Source organism: Xanthomonas sp. GPE 39 (assembly GCF_000963005.1).
GTDB lineage: Bacteria > Pseudomonadota > Gammaproteobacteria > Xanthomonadales > Xanthomonadaceae > Xanthomonas_A.
This window is the reverse complement of sequence record NZ_JZHZ01000007.1, coordinates 494,602-513,245: the sequence shown is the minus strand read 5'-3', so window position 1 is coordinate 513,245 and position 18,644 is coordinate 494,602. Positions and strand designations below refer to the sequence as shown.

General features: G+C 62.3%; 12 protein-coding genes and 1 pseudogene. 3 read left to right on the top strand and 10 right to left on the bottom strand.

Annotated elements, in window-relative coordinates:
* Positions 1-512 precede the first annotated feature (512 nt).
* Entirely contained in the window at positions 513-2,402 is a 1,890-nt protein-coding gene (speA, locus tag XALGPE39_RS02070; RefSeq protein ID WP_045726779.1) for an arginine decarboxylase, read from the bottom strand.
* Positions 2,403-2,641: 239 nt separating this feature from the next.
* Here speA and speE point away from each other — a divergent pair, with 239 nt between their 5' ends.
* The 3 genes from speE (at position 2,642) to XALGPE39_RS02055 (ending at position 5,567) form a co-directional block, all read left to right on the top strand.
* Positions 2,642-3,493, top strand: coding sequence for a polyamine aminopropyltransferase (gene speE, locus XALGPE39_RS02065; RefSeq protein ID WP_045726778.1), 852 nt, complete (start codon positions 2,642-2,644; stop codon positions 3,491-3,493).
* 234 nt (positions 3,494-3,727) lie between these two features.
* On the top strand, positions 3,728-3,997 hold the full coding sequence (locus XALGPE39_RS02060) for an accessory factor UbiK family protein (RefSeq protein ID WP_045726777.1): 270 nt from the start codon (positions 3,728-3,730) through the stop codon (positions 3,995-3,997).
* A 13-nt stretch (positions 3,998-4,010) separates the two neighbouring features.
* Entirely contained in the window at positions 4,011-5,567 is a 1,557-nt protein-coding gene (locus XALGPE39_RS02055; RefSeq protein WP_045726776.1) for a YifB family Mg chelatase-like AAA ATPase, read from the top strand.
* A 64-nt stretch (positions 5,568-5,631) separates the two neighbouring features.
* On the opposite strand, the gene XALGPE39_RS02050 is transcribed toward XALGPE39_RS02055, so the two are convergent.
* From XALGPE39_RS02050 to XALGPE39_RS02010, 9 genes and pseudogenes are all read right to left on the bottom strand, one after another.
* A complete protein-coding gene (locus tag XALGPE39_RS02050) occupies positions 5,632-6,459 on the bottom strand; it encodes an alpha/beta hydrolase (RefSeq protein WP_052688110.1) in 828 nt (275 codons plus the stop codon).
* 484 nt (positions 6,460-6,943) lie between these two features.
* Positions 6,944-7,135 carry a hypothetical protein gene (locus XALGPE39_RS02045; RefSeq protein WP_045726775.1) on the bottom strand — a complete coding sequence of 64 codons (192 nt, stop codon included), beginning with the start codon at positions 7,133-7,135 and terminating at the stop codon, positions 6,944-6,946.
* A gap of 68 nt (positions 7,136-7,203) precedes the next feature.
* A complete protein-coding gene (locus XALGPE39_RS02040; protein WP_235429733.1) occupies positions 7,204-9,390 on the bottom strand; it encodes a peptidase domain-containing ABC transporter in 2,187 nt (728 codons plus the stop codon).
* A complete protein-coding gene (locus XALGPE39_RS02035; protein WP_052689981.1) occupies positions 9,383-10,678 on the bottom strand; it encodes an HlyD family efflux transporter periplasmic adaptor subunit in 1,296 nt (431 codons plus the stop codon). Before XALGPE39_RS02035 ends, XALGPE39_RS02040 begins: the two co-directional genes overlap by 8 nt.
* 204 nt (positions 10,679-10,882) lie before the next feature.
* Positions 10,883-12,412 (bottom strand): IS3 family transposase, encoded by a 1,530-nt coding sequence (locus XALGPE39_RS02030; protein WP_045726773.1) that lies wholly within the window; start codon positions 12,410-12,412, stop codon positions 10,883-10,885.
* A 114-nt stretch (positions 12,413-12,526) separates the two neighbouring features.
* Positions 12,527-12,895 (bottom strand): hypothetical protein, encoded by a 369-nt coding sequence (locus XALGPE39_RS02025; RefSeq protein WP_152624802.1) that lies wholly within the window; start codon positions 12,893-12,895, stop codon positions 12,527-12,529.
* A gap of 4 nt (positions 12,896-12,899) precedes the next feature.
* Entirely contained in the window at positions 12,900-14,606 is a 1,707-nt protein-coding gene (locus XALGPE39_RS02020) for a type IV secretory system conjugative DNA transfer family protein (RefSeq protein ID WP_045726771.1), read from the bottom strand.
* A gap of 141 nt (positions 14,607-14,747) precedes the next feature.
* A complete protein-coding gene (locus XALGPE39_RS15420; RefSeq protein WP_235429732.1) occupies positions 14,748-17,393 on the bottom strand; it encodes an XVIPCD domain-containing protein in 2,646 nt (881 codons plus the stop codon).
* Positions 17,394-17,560: 167 nt separating this feature from the next.
* Positions 17,561-18,365 (bottom strand): annotated as a pseudogene (locus XALGPE39_RS02010) (hypothetical protein).
* Between the last annotated feature and the right edge of the window lie 279 nt (positions 18,366-18,644).

Below are 18,644 nucleotides of genomic sequence, written 5' to 3'. Positions count from 1 at the left end.
AAGCAGAATGCCTTTTTATAACGTCAAAAAACCGGCGAGATCGGACTTTGACCGAATAAAAACCGCGAAATGTGATGGCATCCTATTCACTGTCATGAACACAATGGATCACGCAGCGCGGGACTTTATAAGTGAATACTTGCCTTCAAAAACTGGCAAGAATCACGCTTCGTTGTTTGATGCGAATCCAAGCCGCCGTCCTGCGATGCGAGTCAAAATTTTGACTCCAACAAACGCATCAACGGCTCCGCTAGCGAACCACCACGCCGCCACACCGCGCCATCCGTGTCCATCTGCCGTCGTATCCGCGGCTTCCGCGGCTTCCGCGGCTTCCGCGGCTTCCGCGAAAGCTTTGCTTGTCCGCCATGTGCATGCGTTTCGCGAGCGGCGGCGTGCCCAGCGTGCGCGTCGATGGCAACACCGAATGCCCAACTACAGAGGAGAAATCCTATCGATGAATTTTGTGCAGTTCGCTATGACATACGCACGCGCGCCGCCGTGATCTGCTGCGATCAGACCAATGGCGCGTCAGACAGATAGGTGTACCCGGTGAGCCCAGCTTCAAGCGCATCGCGCAGTTCCTGCGCGCACGCGTCCGGCAATTGCGCCGCCGCAATGCGCTCGGCGTAGACAGCACGCAACGTATCCAGGTGATAACCGACATAGTCGAGCATCACGTCGGTGGTGTCGCCGCGGCGCTGTTGAGCAATGCGATAGCCCGTTCCCTCCAGTGCGACTTCCACTGCATCGGTGTCGCCGAACAGGTTGTGGATGTCGCCGAGGATCTCCTGGTAAGCACCGACCAGAAAAAAGCCGAGCCGGTAACTCTGCCCGTGTTTCAAGGCGTGCAAAGGCAAGGAACTGTCCAGACTCTCGTTCTCGACATAGGTCTTGACCATGCCATCGGAATCGCAGGTCATGTCGGCGATGATGCCGCGACGTTGCGGCGCCTCGTCGAGCCGCTCGATCGGCACGATCGGGAACACCTGATCGATCGCCCACACATCCGGAATCGATTCGAACACGCTGAAGTTGACGAAATACTTATCGACCAGGCGCTCGTTGAGTTCGTCCAGCACCGGGCGGTGGCTCTTCTCCTGCGAACTCAACCGCGCACGCACACCATGCGCGATGGCGTAGAACAGATCGTCGATACGTGCGCGCTGGGCCAGGTCGATCTGGCCTAACGCATAGGCGCTCAGCCCTTCGGCATGGAAATGCTGAGCCTCTTGGAACAGCTCCACCGCCGGACGTTGATCCAGCTCGGCATGAATCTCGCGCATGTGGCGGATTGCCGCCGGCTCGTCGTCGTGTACATCCGGCACGCGGCCTTCCGGCGCCTGCTCGACCTCCGAGACGTTGGCAATCAGCACCGCGTGGTGCGCGGTCATCGCACGACCGCATTCGGTGACGATGCGCGGCGGCGCCAAGCCATGCTCTTCGCACGCACTGGCCAGCGGCTGCACGATGTTGCTGGCGTAGGCATGCAAGCCGTAGTTGATCGAGCATTCGCTGCGCGAGCGGGTGCCCTCGTAGTCGATGCCCAAGCCACCGCCAACGTCGACGTGGCTGATCTTCGCTCCGAGCTTGGACAGCTCGACAAAGTAACGGGTCGCCTCGCGCATGCCGTTGGCGATGTCGCGCACGTTGGAGATCTGCGAGCCCATGTGGAAGTGCAGCAGGTTCAGCGTATCGGCATACTCGGTACCGCGCAGCGTCTTCCACAGATCCAGCAACTGCCGTGGCGCCAGCCCGAATTTAGCCTTGTCGCCGCCACTGTTTTGCCACTTGCCCGCGCCCAGCGAGGCCAGCCGCATGCGCACGCCCAGACCCGGACGCACATCCAGCGCGCGTGCTTCGTCCAACACCAATTTCAATTCGGACGGCTTCTCGATGACGATGAAGGTCTGCAAGCCCAGCTTACGGCCGATCAACGCCAGACGAATGTACTCACGGTCTTTGTAGCCATTGCACACGATCAACCCGCCCGGACGCGACAACGCCAGCACCGCCATCAGCTCCGGCTTGCTGCCTGCCTCCAGGCCGAAGCCCTCGCCCTGATGACCGGCCAACGTGCCAGCCACGCCACGGTGTTGGTTGACCTTGATCGGATACACCGCCGTGTAGCCGCCGGCATAGTCCCAATCGGCCTGCGCCTGGGCGAAGGCGGCCTGCAACTTGCCCAGGCGTTCGCCGAGGATATCGGGGAAGCGCACCAGCATCGGCAATTTGGCCCCCGCCGCGCGTGCGGCGTCCACCACGTCCGGCAGCACGATCGTCACCCCGTCGGCGCCCTGCGGCCGCACCACCATCCGACCGGCCGTATCCACATCGAAATACCCATCGGCCCAGTGCGGGATCGAATAGGTTTTACGGGCCTGGTCGAGGGACCAATCGCTCATCGTGGCGGCTCGGTTGACGGAAAAAGGGCGTGGATTGTAACCCCTGCTACGCGTTGGGTCCGTTACAATCCGCGCCGATCCAACACCCCTTTCTCGGCACGCGCTCGGGAATGGGAAGCTGAGCGCCAGACGTTGCACATGCACGCGGCGGCGCTTGTCCTCCCATCTCCAGCGCTTCGCGCCACTGTTTTCTCCCACACCAAGGGCGAGGATCGCCTGCATTTTTCCAAGGACACCGCATGAGCGCCAACGACAACTGGTACATCGAACACTTCCAGCCCACCGGCTCGGCCATCGGCTATCGCATCACCGGCAAACTGGACGAAGTGCAGTCGCCGTTCCAGAAGATCGAAATCTACGACACCACCGACTGGGGCAAGCTGATGGTGATCGACGGCGCGGTGATGCTGACCACCCGTGACAATTTCTTCTACCACGAAATGATCAGCCATCCGGCGCTGTTCACCCATGCCACGCCCAAGCGCGTGGTCATCATCGGGGGCGGCGACTGCGGCACCCTGCGCGAGGTACTCAAGCACCCTGGCGTGGAGCGCGCAACGCAGTGCGACATCGACGAACAGGTCACGCGCATGGCCGAGAAATACTTCCCGGAACTGTGCGAATCCAACAACGACCCGCGCGCCGAGTTACTGTTCGATGACGGCATCGCCTACATGGCCAACTGCCCAGCCGGCAGTGTGGACATCGTCATCGTCGATTCCACCGATCCGGTCGGCCCGGCCGAGGGCTTGTTCAACAAGGCGTTCTACGCGAGCTGTTTCAAAGCGCTGAAGGACGACGGCATTCTGGTGCAGCAATCCGAATCGCCACTTGCGCTGCTGGACCTCATCAAGGAAATGCGTGCGGAGATGAGCAAAGCCGGCTTCGCCAGCTTCCACACCGTGCCGTTCCCGCAGCCGTGCTACCCGACCGGCTGGTGGAGCGTGACCATGGCGCGTAAACAAGGCGGCTTCGACTTCCGTCACCACGACGCGGCGACCAAACCGTTCGCCACCCGCTACTACAGCGCACACCTGCACACCGGCACCCAGGTGCTGCCACCGTTCGTGGCCGAGGCATTGGGCGGCTGAGCGCCACGCGCACGTCATCGAGCTTGAACGGCTCGATGACGGCCATGACCACCTTCATGCCGTCTTCTCCAATCGCAACCCACTCAGGGTAAGGCGGTTGCGCGATGCCCGGCCGTCGGGTTCAATGGCCCGACACCTCCATCGCCGGAATTTTCCGACAGCGCGTCGCGCCCGTGACCGATGGCCCCGAAACGCCGGGTACTGCAATCTGGTGCCACTTGCCGGAGTACAACCATGATCGATCTCAACCATCTCGACGACCTCGCCCGCCGCCTCAGCGACCTGGTGCCACCAGGCCTGCGCCAATCCCGCGATGAACTGCAAAACACCTTCAAGAGCGCGCTGCAGGCCGGGCTGAGCAAACTCGACCTGGTCACCCGCGAAGAGTTCGAAGTGCAGCGCGCGGTACTGCTGCGCACACGGGAGAAGCTCGAAGCGCTGGAGCGCACAGTCGCCGCGCTGGAAACCGCGCACAGCGCGCAGACACCCTCCTCCAACACCTGATCCAACGACTGCCATGAGCCTGGCGCTGGTGCACAGCCGTGCCCGCGCGGGGGTGCTTGCGCCTCCGGTTCGGGTCGAAGTCCATCTCTCCGGCGGCCTGCCGGCAACGCAGATCGTCGGCCTACCGGAAGCCGCCGTGCGCGAATCGCGCGACCGCGTGCGTGCCGCCATCCTCTGCGCACAATACGCGTTCCCGGCACGACGGATCACCGTCAATCTGGCACCGGCCGATCTGCCCAAAGAAGGCGGCCGCTTCGACCTGCCGATCGCACTGGGCATCCTCGCCGCCGCCGGCCAACTCGATCCACAGGCACTGGACCAGTACGAATTCCTCGGCGAACTGGCGCTCACCGGCGAACTGCGTCCGGTCGATGGCGTCTTGCCGGCCGCGCTGGCCGCCGCGCAAGCCGGGCGCACGTTGATCGTGCCGGCGGACAACGGCGCGGAAGCGGCGTTGGCGCAACACGTGCGCGCATTCACCGCACGCACACTGCTGGAAGTCTGCGGATTGTTGAACGGCAGCAAGACCCTACCCGTGGCCGAAGCACTGCCCGCCACGAGCCTGCCGTTCCCCGATCTGAGCGACGTGCGCGGTCAGGCGCAAGCCCGACGCGCACTGGAGATCGCCGCCGCAGGACATCACCACCTGCTGCTGATCGGCAGCCCCGGCTGTGGCAAAACCCTGCTGGCCTCGCGCCTGCCCGGGATCCTGCCCGAGGCCAGCGAAGCCGAGGCGCTGGAAAGCGCGGCCATCGCATCGGTCAGCGGCCGCGGCCTGGACCCGGCCCGCTGGCGGCAGCGCCCATATCGGTCGCCGCATCACACGGCCAGCGCGGTATCGCTGGTCGGTGGCGGCGCGCATCCACGCCCAGGCGAGATCTCGCTGGCGCACAATGGCGTGCTGTTCTTGGACGAGCTGCCCGAGTGGAACCGGCATGCACTGGAAGTACTACGCGAACCACTGGAATCGGGCCAGGTTACCGTCTCGCGCGCGGCGCGCAGTGCCGAATTCCCCGCGCGCTTCCAACTGGTCGCGGCAATGAATCCCTGCCCCTGCGGCTGGGCCGGCGACCCCAGTGGCCGCTGCCGGTGCAGCGAGGACAGCATCCGCCGCTATCGCGCACGCATCTCCGGCCCCTTGCTGGACCGCATCGACCTGCACGTGGAAGTGCCTAGATTGCCACCACAGGCGCTACGCGCCGATGCCACGGCAAGCGAATCCAGCGCCACCGTGCGCACCCGGGTGGAACAGGCGCGGCAACGGCAACTGATGCGTGCCGCGCGGCCCAACGGCCAGCTCGACCACCACCAGACTATGCGCGACTGCCGCCTGCAACCACACGACGAAGCACTCCTGGAACACGCAATCGATCGCTTGCGACTGTCGGCACGCTCGCTGCACCGCATCCTGCGGGTGGCCCGCACCATCGCCGACCTGGATGGCAGCGAGGCCATCGCCACCCCACATCTCACCGAGGCCATCGCCTACCGGCAACTGGATCGTGGCGAGGCAATCGCGCCGGACGCGGAATCCACGCGGCACGGCGCACTGCGGCGTCACGCCAAGTAGTCAGGCCACCGCGCCACATCGACACGCCACACAGCGCAAAAATGGCGATGGCAGCACCGGCGGATCAGCCGGAAGTTTCGCGCACCATCTCGGCCAGCAACGTATTGCAGCGACGCGCATGGGTAAACGTCATGCCATGCGAGGCACCGGCAAGCAGATGCAGGCGCGGGTCCGGCAACCATTGCGCCAGCGCAGCGGCGTTGTCGCGGTATTGCGCCGGACTGTGTTCGCCGGTGACCAATAGCACCGGCAGCGCCAGCTTGGCGGCCTGCTCCGGAAGATACGCCGGCAGTGCATCATTGATCTGCGGCACCAACGTCTGCGCGTTATCGCGCACCATCTGCCGGAATGTCGTACTGCTACGCGCCCAAGCACCGGGCTGGCTGACAGAATCGACAAAACATTCCAGGCCGGCCTCGACCTGTCCATCCTGCAACAACGCCACCGCGCGCGCGCGGATGGCCAGCACCTCGGCCGACAAGCCATGCGCTTGCGGCCCGCCGGGATCGAACAAACCCAGGCTGGCGACCGCCGCGGGCTGCTGCAACGCCACCTGCCAGGCCACCGCGGCGCCACGCGAATGCCCGATCAGATGCACCGGCTGCGCTTCGCCCGCGATGAAAGCCGCCACTTGCTGCGCGTGCCAGCGCCAACCGAAGACATGCCGCGATGCCGAGCGTAGCGGCGGATAGTATTGACCCAGACTCACTGCACTGAGCTGACAATGATCGGCCAACCCGCGCAGTTGCGGCATCCAGTAGCGGTAATCGCACAACGCCCCATGCACCAACACGACCGGCGCACCATCGCCCACCCGCAGGTAAGCCAGCGCATCGTCCGTACCCAGAGCACGCACTGCGGGCTTGCCTAACGGACCACGCAGACGCGTCACCGGTCACCACACTGCGCGCGGCCACTACCTACGTGAAACATGCGACACGGCCGGCCGGATACCAAGGATGTGCAGCGATGGCGCGGCCTGTCGCACGAGAACGCGCGATCAGCCCCCTGCAGGACTGCTTCTATCTTGGGAATCATCCGTATACCGTTTACTGCTCATGGACACCTCCGAATTATCCATTTTCCACGGCATTGAGGATGTCTAGGAAAACCTGGGCTTATCACCCATCTGATCTCACATTCTCCAAGCTCAATGCTGCCTACTCTCTCGCCGGCCAGTTTGGGTTCGCTCCAAATGACACAGTTGTGCCCACACATCTCCATCGCTGCCGCAACAGCCAGCGCATGAGAGTCATCTGCGTAGGAGATGATCAGGAGGTTGATGCCGCTTTCTTTGCTCATATCCATGTGCCAATGCTGGGACAGGGAGGGTCCAGCGGACTGGACCCTCCGACCATCATGCTGTCAGCGGCGCATCAGTGATCGGCGCGCGTGGAGCCCGTGCCATTGCCACCGGTACCCACGGTGATCTTGGTGCCGTTCTTCTTCGGCTTGTCGCCGCCACCATCATCGTCGTCGCCACCAGAGACCTGGGAAATCTCCTGGTTGCTCAGTTCGCGCGCATGCACGTAGCCCATCACACGCTTGCTGTTGTCGTCGTTCTGCATTTTTCTGCTCCGTAGTAACAAACTATGGTGGCAGCGAAGGCCGCGCTGCCGTCGGCATCCAGGATGGCTCACCCTGAAATCTCTGTGGGTCGGTGACGTACCGCCTCCAACTTCAATCCGCCTTCGCCCAGGCGGTCGCTGATGACGCAGCCCCCACGTAGGACTACCACCCGATCCGCGCTGGCGATTGTGTCGGGCCTGTGCGCGATGATGATTTTGGTGATGTCCAAGCGCGCGATCTCGCTGTTGATGCGGCGTTCGCAGTCCATGTCCAGATGGCTGGTAGCCTCGTCTAGAACGAGAATCTGCGGCTTTTTGTATAATGCTCTCGCGAGCAGGATTCTCTGCTTCTGGCCGCCGGACAGTGACGATCCCATGTCGCCCACGAACGACTCGTAGCCCATCGGCATGGCTTCGATTTCCCCGTCGATCTGTGCCAGGCGGGCTGCGGCAACGATGTCTTCGAGGTGCGCTGCCTCCTCGAAGAAAGAGATGTTATCGGCTATCGACCCTGCGAAAAGAGCGTCGTCCTGCATCACGGTCCCGATCAAACTGCGGTACGCATTCAATCCGTGGTGGCGAATGTCCACGCCATTGATCTCAACACGTCCGCTGGTCGGCTCCAGTAGCCCGAGTATTACCTTTGCCAGGGTACTCTTACCGCAGCCGCTGGCACCAACGATGCACAGTGAAGCACCAGCCTCGACTTCCAGTTCTACCTCGTTAAGCACCAGCGGCTCACCCTCGGCATATCGGAAACAGACACCCCTGATCGACAGGTTCGGCCGGACGATTCTTCCCCCACTCCGCACTGTAGCCGTGCTCCGCTCCGGCAACGCCAGGACGATGTCCGCGATCCGCTCGCCATGGAGGCGCAGCATCCTCAGTTCGACCAGCTTGTCGACCAAGCCGCCCATCTTCGCGGAAAACTGGTCGGCGTACGCGACGAACGCGACGACCATTCCCGCGCTGAATCGCCCTTGCATCGTTAGATATGCACCGAGCGCGATCAGCGATGCACGCAGTAGGCCGAAAAGGCATTGGTTCACCACAACGAACGACAGTGCAATGCGCTGAACCACCACGTCGCGGCTCGCCATTTCTAGGGTGGCATTTGCGAGACGCGCGCTGCGGTCGGCCTGCTTGTTGGCAAGCTTGATGGCCTGTACCCCGCGGACGGACTCCATCAGTACGGTCTGCTGCTTCGCCCCGTACACCAGTTGCTCCTCGGTCGTGCGCCAGAGGGTTCGGTACATCGCCCAGCGAAGCAGGACGTAGACGGCGAACACTCCCAACACACAGCCGGTGAGCGGCAAGCTGTAAACGCACAGAATCACCAGCGCGAGTATTCCCATCGCACCGTCCAGCATGACTTCGACAAAGCTGCCCGTGAGGGTGGCCTGGATGGAGTGGATCGATGAGAACCGGGACACGACGTCGCCCATGTGGCGCTTCTCGAAATACTCCAGTGGCAACTTCATGAGGTGACTGAAGAGGTTACTGGTCCACTGCGCGCTCAAGGACGCACCGAGCCAGCTCAGCAGCCATGCCCGCGCCAGCGTCAGACCGGCTTGGATCGCGATGACCAGCATGAAACCCAGCGTCATCACCAGGAGCAGAGTGTGATCGGAACCCACGAGCACTTGGTCCAGCACCCATTGCATCTGGAATGGAAGGGTGAGGGCCAGCACCTCGATGCCCAGGGCGAGCCCCAAGACCTGAGCGAGCGCGCGCTTCCAGCCCGAGATGCGACCTGTAAGAAGTCGTAGCGGCACGGGCTTCCTGCGCTTCGTCGTCTCAAAGTCCTCACCCGGGATCAGCTCCAGCAAAATGCCGGTGAAGTGTTTCCCGGCCTCCGCCATTCCCATACGCAACTTGCCGCGCGCTGGGTCGTGGATCTCCACGCCCTTGGACGTCACCCTGCTCAGCACCACGAAATGGTTGAGATTCCAATGCAGGATGCACGGAGTGACCGCATCACGCAGATACGGCATGTCCGTACGCAGCGCCCGCGTCGCCAAGCCCAGCGAATGGGCGATATGCATCACGCGGGACAGCGTCGCGCCCTTGAGCGAGGTACTGAAGCGCCGCCGCATGCCGGCAAGATCGGCGTGATGGCCGTGGTAGCCCGCGACCATCGTCAGACACGCCAGCGCGCACTCTGCGGCTTCCGTCTGCATCACCATGGGAAGACGGCTTGCTGCGCGCCAGTCCATCCAGCTCCATGGCGTGTGGCCACATGCTTCTTCAGCCATGCTCGCGATCCTCGGTCGAGCGCAACTTGAGGCTGTAAAGTGGGTCGAAGAGCCAATCGAATAACCGGCGGCGGTCGAGCAGGATGTCCGCGTCGAGCGTCATGCCCGGCCGCAAGGTCTCGGGTCTTCCGTAGACCTGCACGTGCTGGTTTTCCAGATGGACCAGCACCCTGTAGCTCGCCTCCTTGATGTCCTTGCCTGTTGCCTTATTGACCTCGGACGGCGACAACGAACTGCGCGACACCTGTTGCACACGACCGAAGTATTGGCCGAACTTCTGGTAGGGATAGGCACGATAGCGGATGACGACCTGCTCTCCTGCCCGGATGAAGCCGACGGCCTGCGTCGGCACCCAGAGCTCCGCCTGCAATGTCGAGGCAGCAGGCAGCACGGCCACCATCGGCTGATCGGCCAACACGGACTGGCCTGCATAGATGGGAGCACTGGTTACGATGCCGTCGACGGGAGATTTCAAAAGCCCCGCATGCTGCGCGGCGTTTTTCGCGATCATCTGGGCGACATCGGACAGCGCTCGCTCCGTCTCGTTGTTCCGACCGGCGACGATGTCCGGCAACTGATCCGCCTGTGCCTGCAGCTCGCTCATTTGCTGGTGCAACTGGAATCCCTGGCGACGCAGCTCCATAAGCTGCGCCTGGTGCTCAAGCGCCTGGTCGTGCTGGGTCAATATCTGCTGTTTGCTGACGACGCCCGAGTCCTGGTACTTCGACCATTGCTCGTAGAGGGCCATGGCGTCCTTCGCCCGATGGGCCTGCAGTGCGGCCTGGTCATCCACCTGCCGGATCTGCGCCTGGAGCAGCCCCATGCGCTGCCGGATGTCCCTGCGCTGCATGCCTGCCAAACGGTCCTGACCAGTGAGATCGTCCAGCAGCCGCTGGCGTTTAAAGGACAGCTGCTCGGATACCGCAGCGCCGACGTCACCCTTCAATGCGCTGCTTTGCGTTTCCGACACCTCCAGCAGCGGCTGACCCGCTTTGACGCGATCACCCTCGCGCACGAAGATGCGCGTGATGGAGCCAGCCGAGGGAACAACCACCATGAGCAGCCCATGGGTTGGCACCAACGTCCCACTCACTGGCTCACGGCGGGTGTACTGGCCCAGTACGAGCAGCAGCGTGATCGCAAGGACCGCGCACGCACTGAACACCACGAAAACCCATCCAATCCGTGGAGAACGCAGGAATATGGAACCGACCAGCTGGCTACGCCTGTTCTCATAGACCTCGTTGCGGAACAAGCTAGCGCTCACATCATCGTCCTCGCGGTACATGTTCCCACTCGATGCGCCAAAAGAGCTATCTGCGGGCCATGATGTCAGGCTGCTTCTACCGTTCCTATTGGGAAAATTATGAGGACCCAGAACTGCTGGGAGGGTCTAGCTGCCCCCCTATCCGATTCCAGGGCGATTATTTAGGGGGTGGGTTACTTCGGCGATCCGACGGAAAGTGGGGGTGCGGCAGAAAACTTGGACGGGTTATGTGGCGAGCCCAAGGTCTCGCCGGTACTCGATGGGGCTACGGGCTCCCAGCGAGATCTTGATCCGGTCTGCGTTGTACCAAAGGATGTAGGAGTGCAACGCCGCGATGAAGTCCTCGATGGTCGTGGACAACCAGCTGCGCGCGTAGAACAACTCGGTCTTCAGGCGGCCGAAGAAGCCTTCACACGCAGCGTTGTCCGGCGAGCATGCCTTGCGAGACATTGAGCGCGCAAGCTTTGCATCAGCGATCCGCGACAGCCATCCAGGCCACCTGTAGTGGGCGCCGCGATCGGAGTGCACGATCGGCCGTTCGTTGCTGGCTGTGACGGTCTCGATGGCTGCGTCCAGCATCGTATTGACGAGCTCGGCATCCGGGTGCGTGCCGATCGTCCAACTGACGACCATGCCATCGAAGCAGTCGATCATGGGCGACAGGTACACCTTGCCTGCTGGGATCTGGAACTGCGTGAGGTCGGTGAGCCACTTCTCGTTTGGCGCACTTGCGCTGAAGTCCCGGTCCAATATGTTGTCCGGCGCAGGGCTGATCTCGCCCCTGTAAGAGCTGTATCGTCGGCGTTTGCGCGTGGCGGCAACCAGACATTCCTGCTTCATCAGCCGCTGCACCACCTTCTCCGAGATGTTCACGCATTGCCTGGTCAACGAGGCCTGCATCCGACGGTAGCCGTAGCAACGGTAGTTGCGCTCAAAGATGTCTGCCATCACGCGGCGCACGCTGACGTACTTGTCCGCGACATCGAGCCGCGCCCGATGGTAGAAGTAGGAACTGCGGGGCAGGCCAGCTTCATGCAGCAACTCGGCTAGCCCGTAAGTCGATCTCAGGGCATCAACCAACTGCGTCTTCTCCCGATTCGTCAGGCGCTGCCGGTCGATGCCCAGGTCTTTTTTTAGGAGTTCGTTCGCCTTCTTCAACAAGTCTTGCTCCAGGCGAAGGCGCCGGATGTCTCGTCGAAGCGCCGCAGCCTGTTCTTCCAGCTCGGCTAGCTCAGGACTCGGTGGAAGATCTTGCTTACGCTTCATGGATGCAGGTGCGTCGTGGCCGAGCAGTTGATTCTTCCAGGTGTAAAGCGATGGACGAGACACGCCCAACTCCTGGGCCAGCGACTGCGCGCTGCCTTCCCGCATGCACAGCTCGACGACCGCGGACTGCTTCATGGCCGGCGTCAGTGCGGTTGACCGGCCGACAACGCGCTTGCGGGTCTGCGGATGCAACTCCTGAACCCAGAATGGAAGCAACGTCCGTGACGGATACCCGAGCGCCTTGATCGTCGCCGCGAAGCAGCGCCCGTTTTCCAGATAGTGAGCGACTGCAAATTCCTTCTGGGCCTGCGAATACTTCGGTGCGCGTGTGGACCTGATGGCCAAGCCAAGGCCTTGCTCGTATTCCTGGCACCAGTGCTTGAGCGTGTTCTTGGTTGGAAAGCCAAGCTGTCGGATCGTCAATCCGACCCGTTTGCCGAGCTTGATGTAGAGCTGCACGGCTCGAAGCCGGTCCTCGTATGAAAACATGAACTACCCTCCCAGGTAGTCCAAGTTTTCCGCCGCACCCCCAGTGGGTCAGATTTAAATCGGCGTTGACATTCACTGCGTATCGCAGTCATCAAGCGATGCGGTGCCGCCGCTTCAGCCTTCACCTTCATGGCGTTGCGCATAGAAATCTGCCGCCGCCTCGATCAGGTAGGTATAGCGTTTCACCATCCCCTGCCAGGCAAGCGCCTCCAATTGGTGTTCGGCGTGGATATCCTCCGGCACCTCGCTGACCTCATCGATCAACTTTGGGACTTCGTGATTCCACCAACGCAGCATCAGGTCTGGCCGCTGATGCGTACGAATCAGCGACTCCACCAACGACTGCATCGCCGCGAACTGCCGCACCGTGCGGATGCGCTGGCCTTCCAGGAAGTGGATGCTCTTCTTTTGCTCGAGCAGCGCCTTTTCCAGGACATCCAGCCGCTGGCTGAGGTCAGCACGCCCTCGACCGAAAAATCTCACGCGCTTACGCCCCGCCCAGCGCGAGCCGGGGCACATTCGGCGCCGGCAGCAACAGCTTTTTGAAGTAGCTGTCCTTGTAGTAAAAAATCTTGTCCGCCAGGATCGGATAGCCAATCCCCTCGATGAACACGATGGCTTTCTCCGGTGCCAGTCCCTTGACTTCATCCGGATTCATCAACGGACGCCGATCCAGCACCTCGGTATAGCTGTGGCTGTTGCCTTGACCGTAGGACTGCGTGCGCTGCCGACGGCGCACGGTGGTCTCGCCCAGCATCTTCGAATATTCCTCGGCATCGCGTTGCTCTCGCGGAGTGAACACGATCCGCACGCCGAGATTGGTAATCAAGCCGCGCGCTGTGTCGGCGCCATAGACCGATTCCAACTGCGCAATCGACTGGATCACGATCACGATGCGGATGCCATAGCCGGCCACCCAGCCAACGGCCACCGGAACGATCTCCACCCGGCCCAGCGCGGTGAACTCATCGAGCATGAACATGCACTGGTATTTCAACTCTGGGTTGTGCTCGGGCAACTCCCGGCCATTGAGTTTGATCGCCTGCTCGAAGAACAGATTCAACACTCCTTTGGCTTCAATCAGTTTGGCGGGGCTGACGCCCACGTAGATGGACTGGATGGTCTTGCGCAATTTGCTCAGGTCGAAATCGTTCTCGCTGGTGGCGGCATCCACAATCGGATTGCTGAAAATGTTCAGCGGCGCCAGCGCCGTTTCGATGGCGGAGGTGAAGGTCTCCGGCGCCAGGCCGACCAAGTTGTTCAGGCCGGTCCGCGCCTGCGAACCGAGCGCGGGCTGCTTGAGTAGCTCGCCCAGGTAGTGTTGCAGCGACTGGCCGGGTTCGAGGTGAGCGCCGGCGAGCAGACGATAGACGCTGCCCAATGTGGGCAACTTGACTGCTTCGTTGTGATCATCCCCGTCTGCCTGGGCAACATACTCATCGAACAGGTACTCGCAGGCAGCGATGAACGTCTTTCTCGCGATGGCCGGCCAGAATGGATTGTCGCCGCTCATCTCCTTGTACAGCGTGGCGGCGATGGCGACGATGTCGCCGTTGCGGTGATTCGGGTCCAGGCGCACGTAGCCCAGCGGATTCCAACGGTGCGTGCTGCCGTCGTCGCTGAACGGATCGAACAGATACACCTGGCCGTATTTGGCGCGCTGGCCTGCGGTTTTTTCCCATGCCTCGCGCTTGACATCCAGGATCACCGCCGACTCCAGCCATGCCAGCAAATTCGGAATGACCACGCTCACGCCCTTGCCGCCACGGGTACTGGCCGCCAACAGCAAGTGCTTGGACTTGCCGATACGGATGAAGCGGCGACCGAAGCGACAGGCAATCAATCCATGCGGATCGTCCTTGAGCACATCATGCCGGGACAGATCGCCGCTGCGCGCCCAGCGCGCATTGCCATACAACTCCTGCGCCTTCGTCCGCAGCATGGCATACACCATGATGAGGTAGAGCATGACAGGCAAGCCGAAGCCGCAGATGCCCGCCAGCTTGATTTTCGGCGCATACGGATGCCACGCCGGTTGATCCACCACCTGCCAATAGCGCCAATAGGTCAGCAGATGGACCTGTGCGTGCTCTCCGAGCAGGGTCAGCACAAGAAAGCCGGACAGATACAGCCCAGCCATGGCAACGGGTAGCAACGCGATGACGGCGGCAATGCCTTTGGTACGCGAATTCATCGGGGGACTCTTCCTTGGGGAATCGGGGGAAATCGAACGTGAGGGATGCTGCAACGCCTTGCGGCGGGTGAAGTCGTCGGCGCGGTGCGGTTCAGCGCACGGCTGTCCATGCGGTGTGCCTGGATGGCCTTCGATTGCCGCCTACAGCTTCATGACCAACCCCTGCCCTTGCATCTGCGCCGCGCGCTGGGCCTGCATGGCCTGCTGCTCGGCGAGGTTCTGCTGCTCCACCGTCTGTAATTGCTGGCTGGCCTGGGCCACGTCCGGCGCTTGCGTCAGTTGCGGCGCAGACACTGTCGCCCATAATTTCCCGTGGGATTGCACCACGTAGTTCGGCGTCTGGGTCGCAGCGCCCTCCGTCATCCCCAGGTAGATCTTGTCCACTTCGGTCTGCCACAGTTTGCGTGTCTCCACGACGACTTGCGCCGCGCGGCGGTCCAACTGCTCCGGATCCGGCACCGGACGACCCCAGCGTTCATGTGCATCGGCAATGGCATCGCGCGCCTGCTCGAACAGCGCATGACGCGGGTGCACCGGATGGCGCATGTCCTCGGCGGTGATCGCCACGGGGGCGATGGCGCGGCTTGGCGGCGCAGGTGCATGGGTCGCTTCCCGTGCCCGCCAGGTGGCGGCATGCTGCTCGGGCGACTTCGCCAGCGCATGCTCGGGATCGATCCGCACCACCTTGCTCTTTTCGTAGATCGAACCGGGATGGTCGTAGGCCAACAGTTGGCCTTCGTGCTGCTTGAAGCCTTTGATGTTGTGTCTGTATTGCGGATTGATGCCGAGCGCGTCGGTGAACCCGGCGGCCAGCCGTTCCTGCTGTGCGGGACCGTAAGGCAATTTATCGCCATGCCTGGGCAGGGTGCAGGACTGTTCCAGCGCGTTCTTGAACAGGGTATAGCGCGAGTGCAGCGCATGGCCCGGATGACGGAAGTCTTGGAGATGTTCATCCGAACGCGGTGGGCGCGTCGGCGGGGTATACAACATCGCCTCGCCCGCTTGGCGCTGTTCGTGTGGATGCGACCGGGGGTCTTGGCTGTGGCGCTGTTCGTGTTCGCGTTGCCGCGCGTCCATGGCCTGACGGTGCAACTGGGCATGTTGCTGCGCGAGGCGGTGTTGCTGCTCGCGCGCTGCCTGCGCTTGCTGTTCCTGCTGCTGCAATTGCGCGATCCGCGCCTGTTCCTGCATGTCCACGCTGGCCGGTTTTTCCTGGGCCGGGTTGCTGTGAGCGGGTGGCGGTTGTGTCTGCCGATGGACTTGCGTCAGGTGCGCCGCCTGCTGCTGCGCCTGTCGTATGTGTTCCTGGCGCAGCTCGGCGGCATGGTCTTCCTGCAGGCCCGTGTGCCTGTCCATGGCAGGGGGCGGCATGGCGGACGCGGCGGCGGATGAAGATGAAGAGGAGGACGTATCCGCGTTCGTCGCTGTGGGAGGGATGGACGCGGCTTGCGGGCTGTGCTGGAACAACTGACCCGGATGCGTCAGCGTGTCGTAGGCTTGCCCGGCTGCGTGTTCGACCACGTCGATGCCGGGCGAGACGATGTATTTGATCCCGTCGTATGTTTGCCCAATGGCCTGTCCGGCGGATGAATGTGCGGCGGACTGCGCGCCATGATAGAGATCGACCGCCTGATTCACGACGTTGGTCCCTGCCGCCTGGACGTCAGGGTCGTGGATGACCCGCTGCGCCGCGTCGGCAACATAGTGCGCACTCTGTTCGACGGCGTGCTTGGCCGACTCGAATTGATCGCCGACGAAGTGGCCCAAACCATCGGCAGCACGCCCGTGCAGGTGCGCCGCTAAGCTTGCCGCCTGACCGACCAGCGGCGCCATGGGGCTCAAGGCAAGGCCAGCCACACCCGCACGCTGTGCATCCGAGGCCATGCGCTCGTCCATGTCGTGTAGCGCATGGCCCAACGTGCGCGCGGCATCGCCGGCATCGTGCAGCTCGCGTGCTTTCCTCTGTACGTATGCGTTATGTTCGATGCCCTCGCGCAGCGGCGTGTCCACGTTCAACGCCAGGTATTCGTTCACCTGCCGCTGGATATCCGCTGGCAGGTGGGTCTGGCCGGGGTGTTCGCGTAGTTGGCGCAGCGCCTGGGACAATTCGGCACGTTCGTGAGCAACCTCCCAGGTGAAATGCTCGAAGGCACTCTGGTGGTCCGCGTAACGCTGCGACGCTTCACTGAACCGCTGCGGGGCCAGGACGTTGTCCGGACTTTGGCTGCCGAAGTGCTGAGCACCGCCGTGGTCCCCCCATCGTGTTGCCATCAGCACATTCGGTGGCGGTGCGCCGACGGGCGCATCCAAATACCGGCCAGCGCGCAGGCTCTGCACATCGTCATGACTGGCTAACGACACCACGCTGCCCACGTGAGGACTGGCCGCGCTCACCACATCGTTGGCCATGCGGTAATTGGTGACGTGGCAGCCGGGCTGCGGCGTGCCATCGGTCAGCCCTCGCGCGCCGTAAGCGTTGTAGGTGGAGCCGGCCAGGCCGTATTTGGCCGCCTCGATCTGCGCCAGCGCGCCGCCGAGGGAGTGGCCGGCGACGGTCACCTGGTCTTTGGGAATGCCCTGCTTGGCGGCCTTGGCGAGCATCTGCGCCGTGAACGCATCGGCGGCGGCTTTTTGTGGATTGACGGCGTCGCGCACCATCGTGGCATCGACGGCGATGTCCTGGAGGGTGGTGAGCGCATGGCTTGCTTTTTCCGCTTTTGTCTCACCGGTAAATAAATCCGTGTCGGTACCACGGTAGGCGATGATGACGTTGTGTGGTACTTCCACGCTTCGATACGCTGTTGCGCGGAAACCGGTAACGAGGTCATTTGCGTAGCCAAAGACGGTATATCTAGCATGATCTAGATATATACGTTTTGTGCTATCAACTTCACCCTGCGAACGGTTTTTATAGGAATTAATAGCAGCGTCGGCGCGCGCTTGATCAGTAGGTTTCATGGCTTGGCTTCCTTGACAGCGATGGTGACTTGGAAGTGAGCATCTGGATGTTGAATCACCTCATCGTCTTCTCCAGTGAGGGTTGGAGCGCCATAGGGAGCGAAAGAAGTATCCCCATACACGCTCTTCTTGAAATAGTAGGTCTCCTGACTTTCTCGCAGGAGTTCCACCAACATCCCCCCCCAATTGAACCTAACCCCCTTGGCAATCGCCACAATGCCAGCACCGGTCGCATCCCAGTGGCACACGCCAAGCTTGAAGTAATCCTCATCCAGCAAGGCGTCGCGATAAAAATATCCCTTCCACGTGTGATCGTCCACCTGTGTCATGGGAACATCGAGCCCGGTACCAGGCACTTGCCGCACACCAACGAACGGCATCATCGGCACGCATTTCTCATTGATGACGTCGTATCCGATATACGCCTTGATCGCATCCCACGGCCCCGGCGCATNTGGCGCCGTCATTGCCGACATCGATGCCTTTGGAGCACCCCGCAGCGGTCAGGGCCAGCGGCATGAGGGCGGTGGCGGCAAGGTGGTGCAGTTTCATCGGGTCGTCCTCAGGGGGATGGGGCGCGGATGCGGCGGCAGGCCGGTACGGCGGCGGCGCGGGTTTGCGCTTGGGTTCCACCGGCAATCCGCCAGGTGGCAGTGGCCCCAGTTCGGCGCGCACCCGCGCATTGATGATGGCCATATCGCGCAGGAGCTGCAGATCGTGCAGCGGATCGCGCACCTTGAGTTTGCGCGGGCGATAGGGATTCTCGCTCTGATCGTCGTGATCGTCGGTGTCCTGGCTCATCGCGCGTTACCTCAAGAAAGGTTGAATGCCGTCAGGGCGGATCGTGCTTTCATGCGGCCAGTCCAGATTGGCCGCATGGCAGGCACGGCGGTCAGGACAATGGTGGGCGCTGCACGGGACGGCGTGGCAAACGGAGGTCTCACCGCCATGGCTTCACCTGTGGGAAGGGAGAGAGACAGCCTACTGCCCAGGGCGTGATCGCGATAGCGCGGTGCCGGCTTGGCGCTGCTCAGGCGCCACGCGGGTTGAGCGACCTTCATGGCTCCGCGTCCGGCATGC

Excerpts from the sequence above, each read along its gene's own strand:
- speA (WP_045726779.1), bottom strand. The coding sequence starts at position 2,402 with ATGAGCGATTGGTCCCTCGACCAGGCCCGTAAAACCTATTCGATCCCG.
- speE (WP_045726778.1), top strand. The coding sequence starts at position 2,642 with ATGAGCGCCAACGACAACTGGTACATCGAACACTTCCAGCCCACCGGC.
- XALGPE39_RS02060 (WP_045726777.1), top strand. The coding sequence starts at position 3,728 with ATGATCGATCTCAACCATCTCGACGACCTCGCCCGCCGCCTCAGCGAC.
- XALGPE39_RS02055 (WP_045726776.1), top strand. The coding sequence starts at position 4,011 with ATGAGCCTGGCGCTGGTGCACAGCCGTGCCCGCGCGGGGGTGCTTGCG.
- XALGPE39_RS02045 (WP_045726775.1), bottom strand. The coding sequence starts at position 7,135 with ATGCAGAACGACGACAACAGCAAGCGTGTGATGGGCTACGTGCATGCG.
- XALGPE39_RS02040 (WP_235429733.1), bottom strand. The coding sequence starts at position 9,390 with ATGGCTGAAGAAGCATGTGGCCACACGCCATGGAGCTGGATGGACTGG.
- XALGPE39_RS02035 (WP_052689981.1), bottom strand. The coding sequence starts at position 10,678 with ATGTACCGCGAGGACGATGATGTGAGCGCTAGCTTGTTCCGCAACGAG.
- XALGPE39_RS02030 (WP_045726773.1), bottom strand. The coding sequence starts at position 12,412 with ATGTTTTCATACGAGGACCGGCTTCGAGCCGTGCAGCTCTACATCAAG.
- XALGPE39_RS02020 (WP_045726771.1), bottom strand. The coding sequence starts at position 14,606 with ATGAATTCGCGTACCAAAGGCATTGCCGCCGTCATCGCGTTGCTACCC.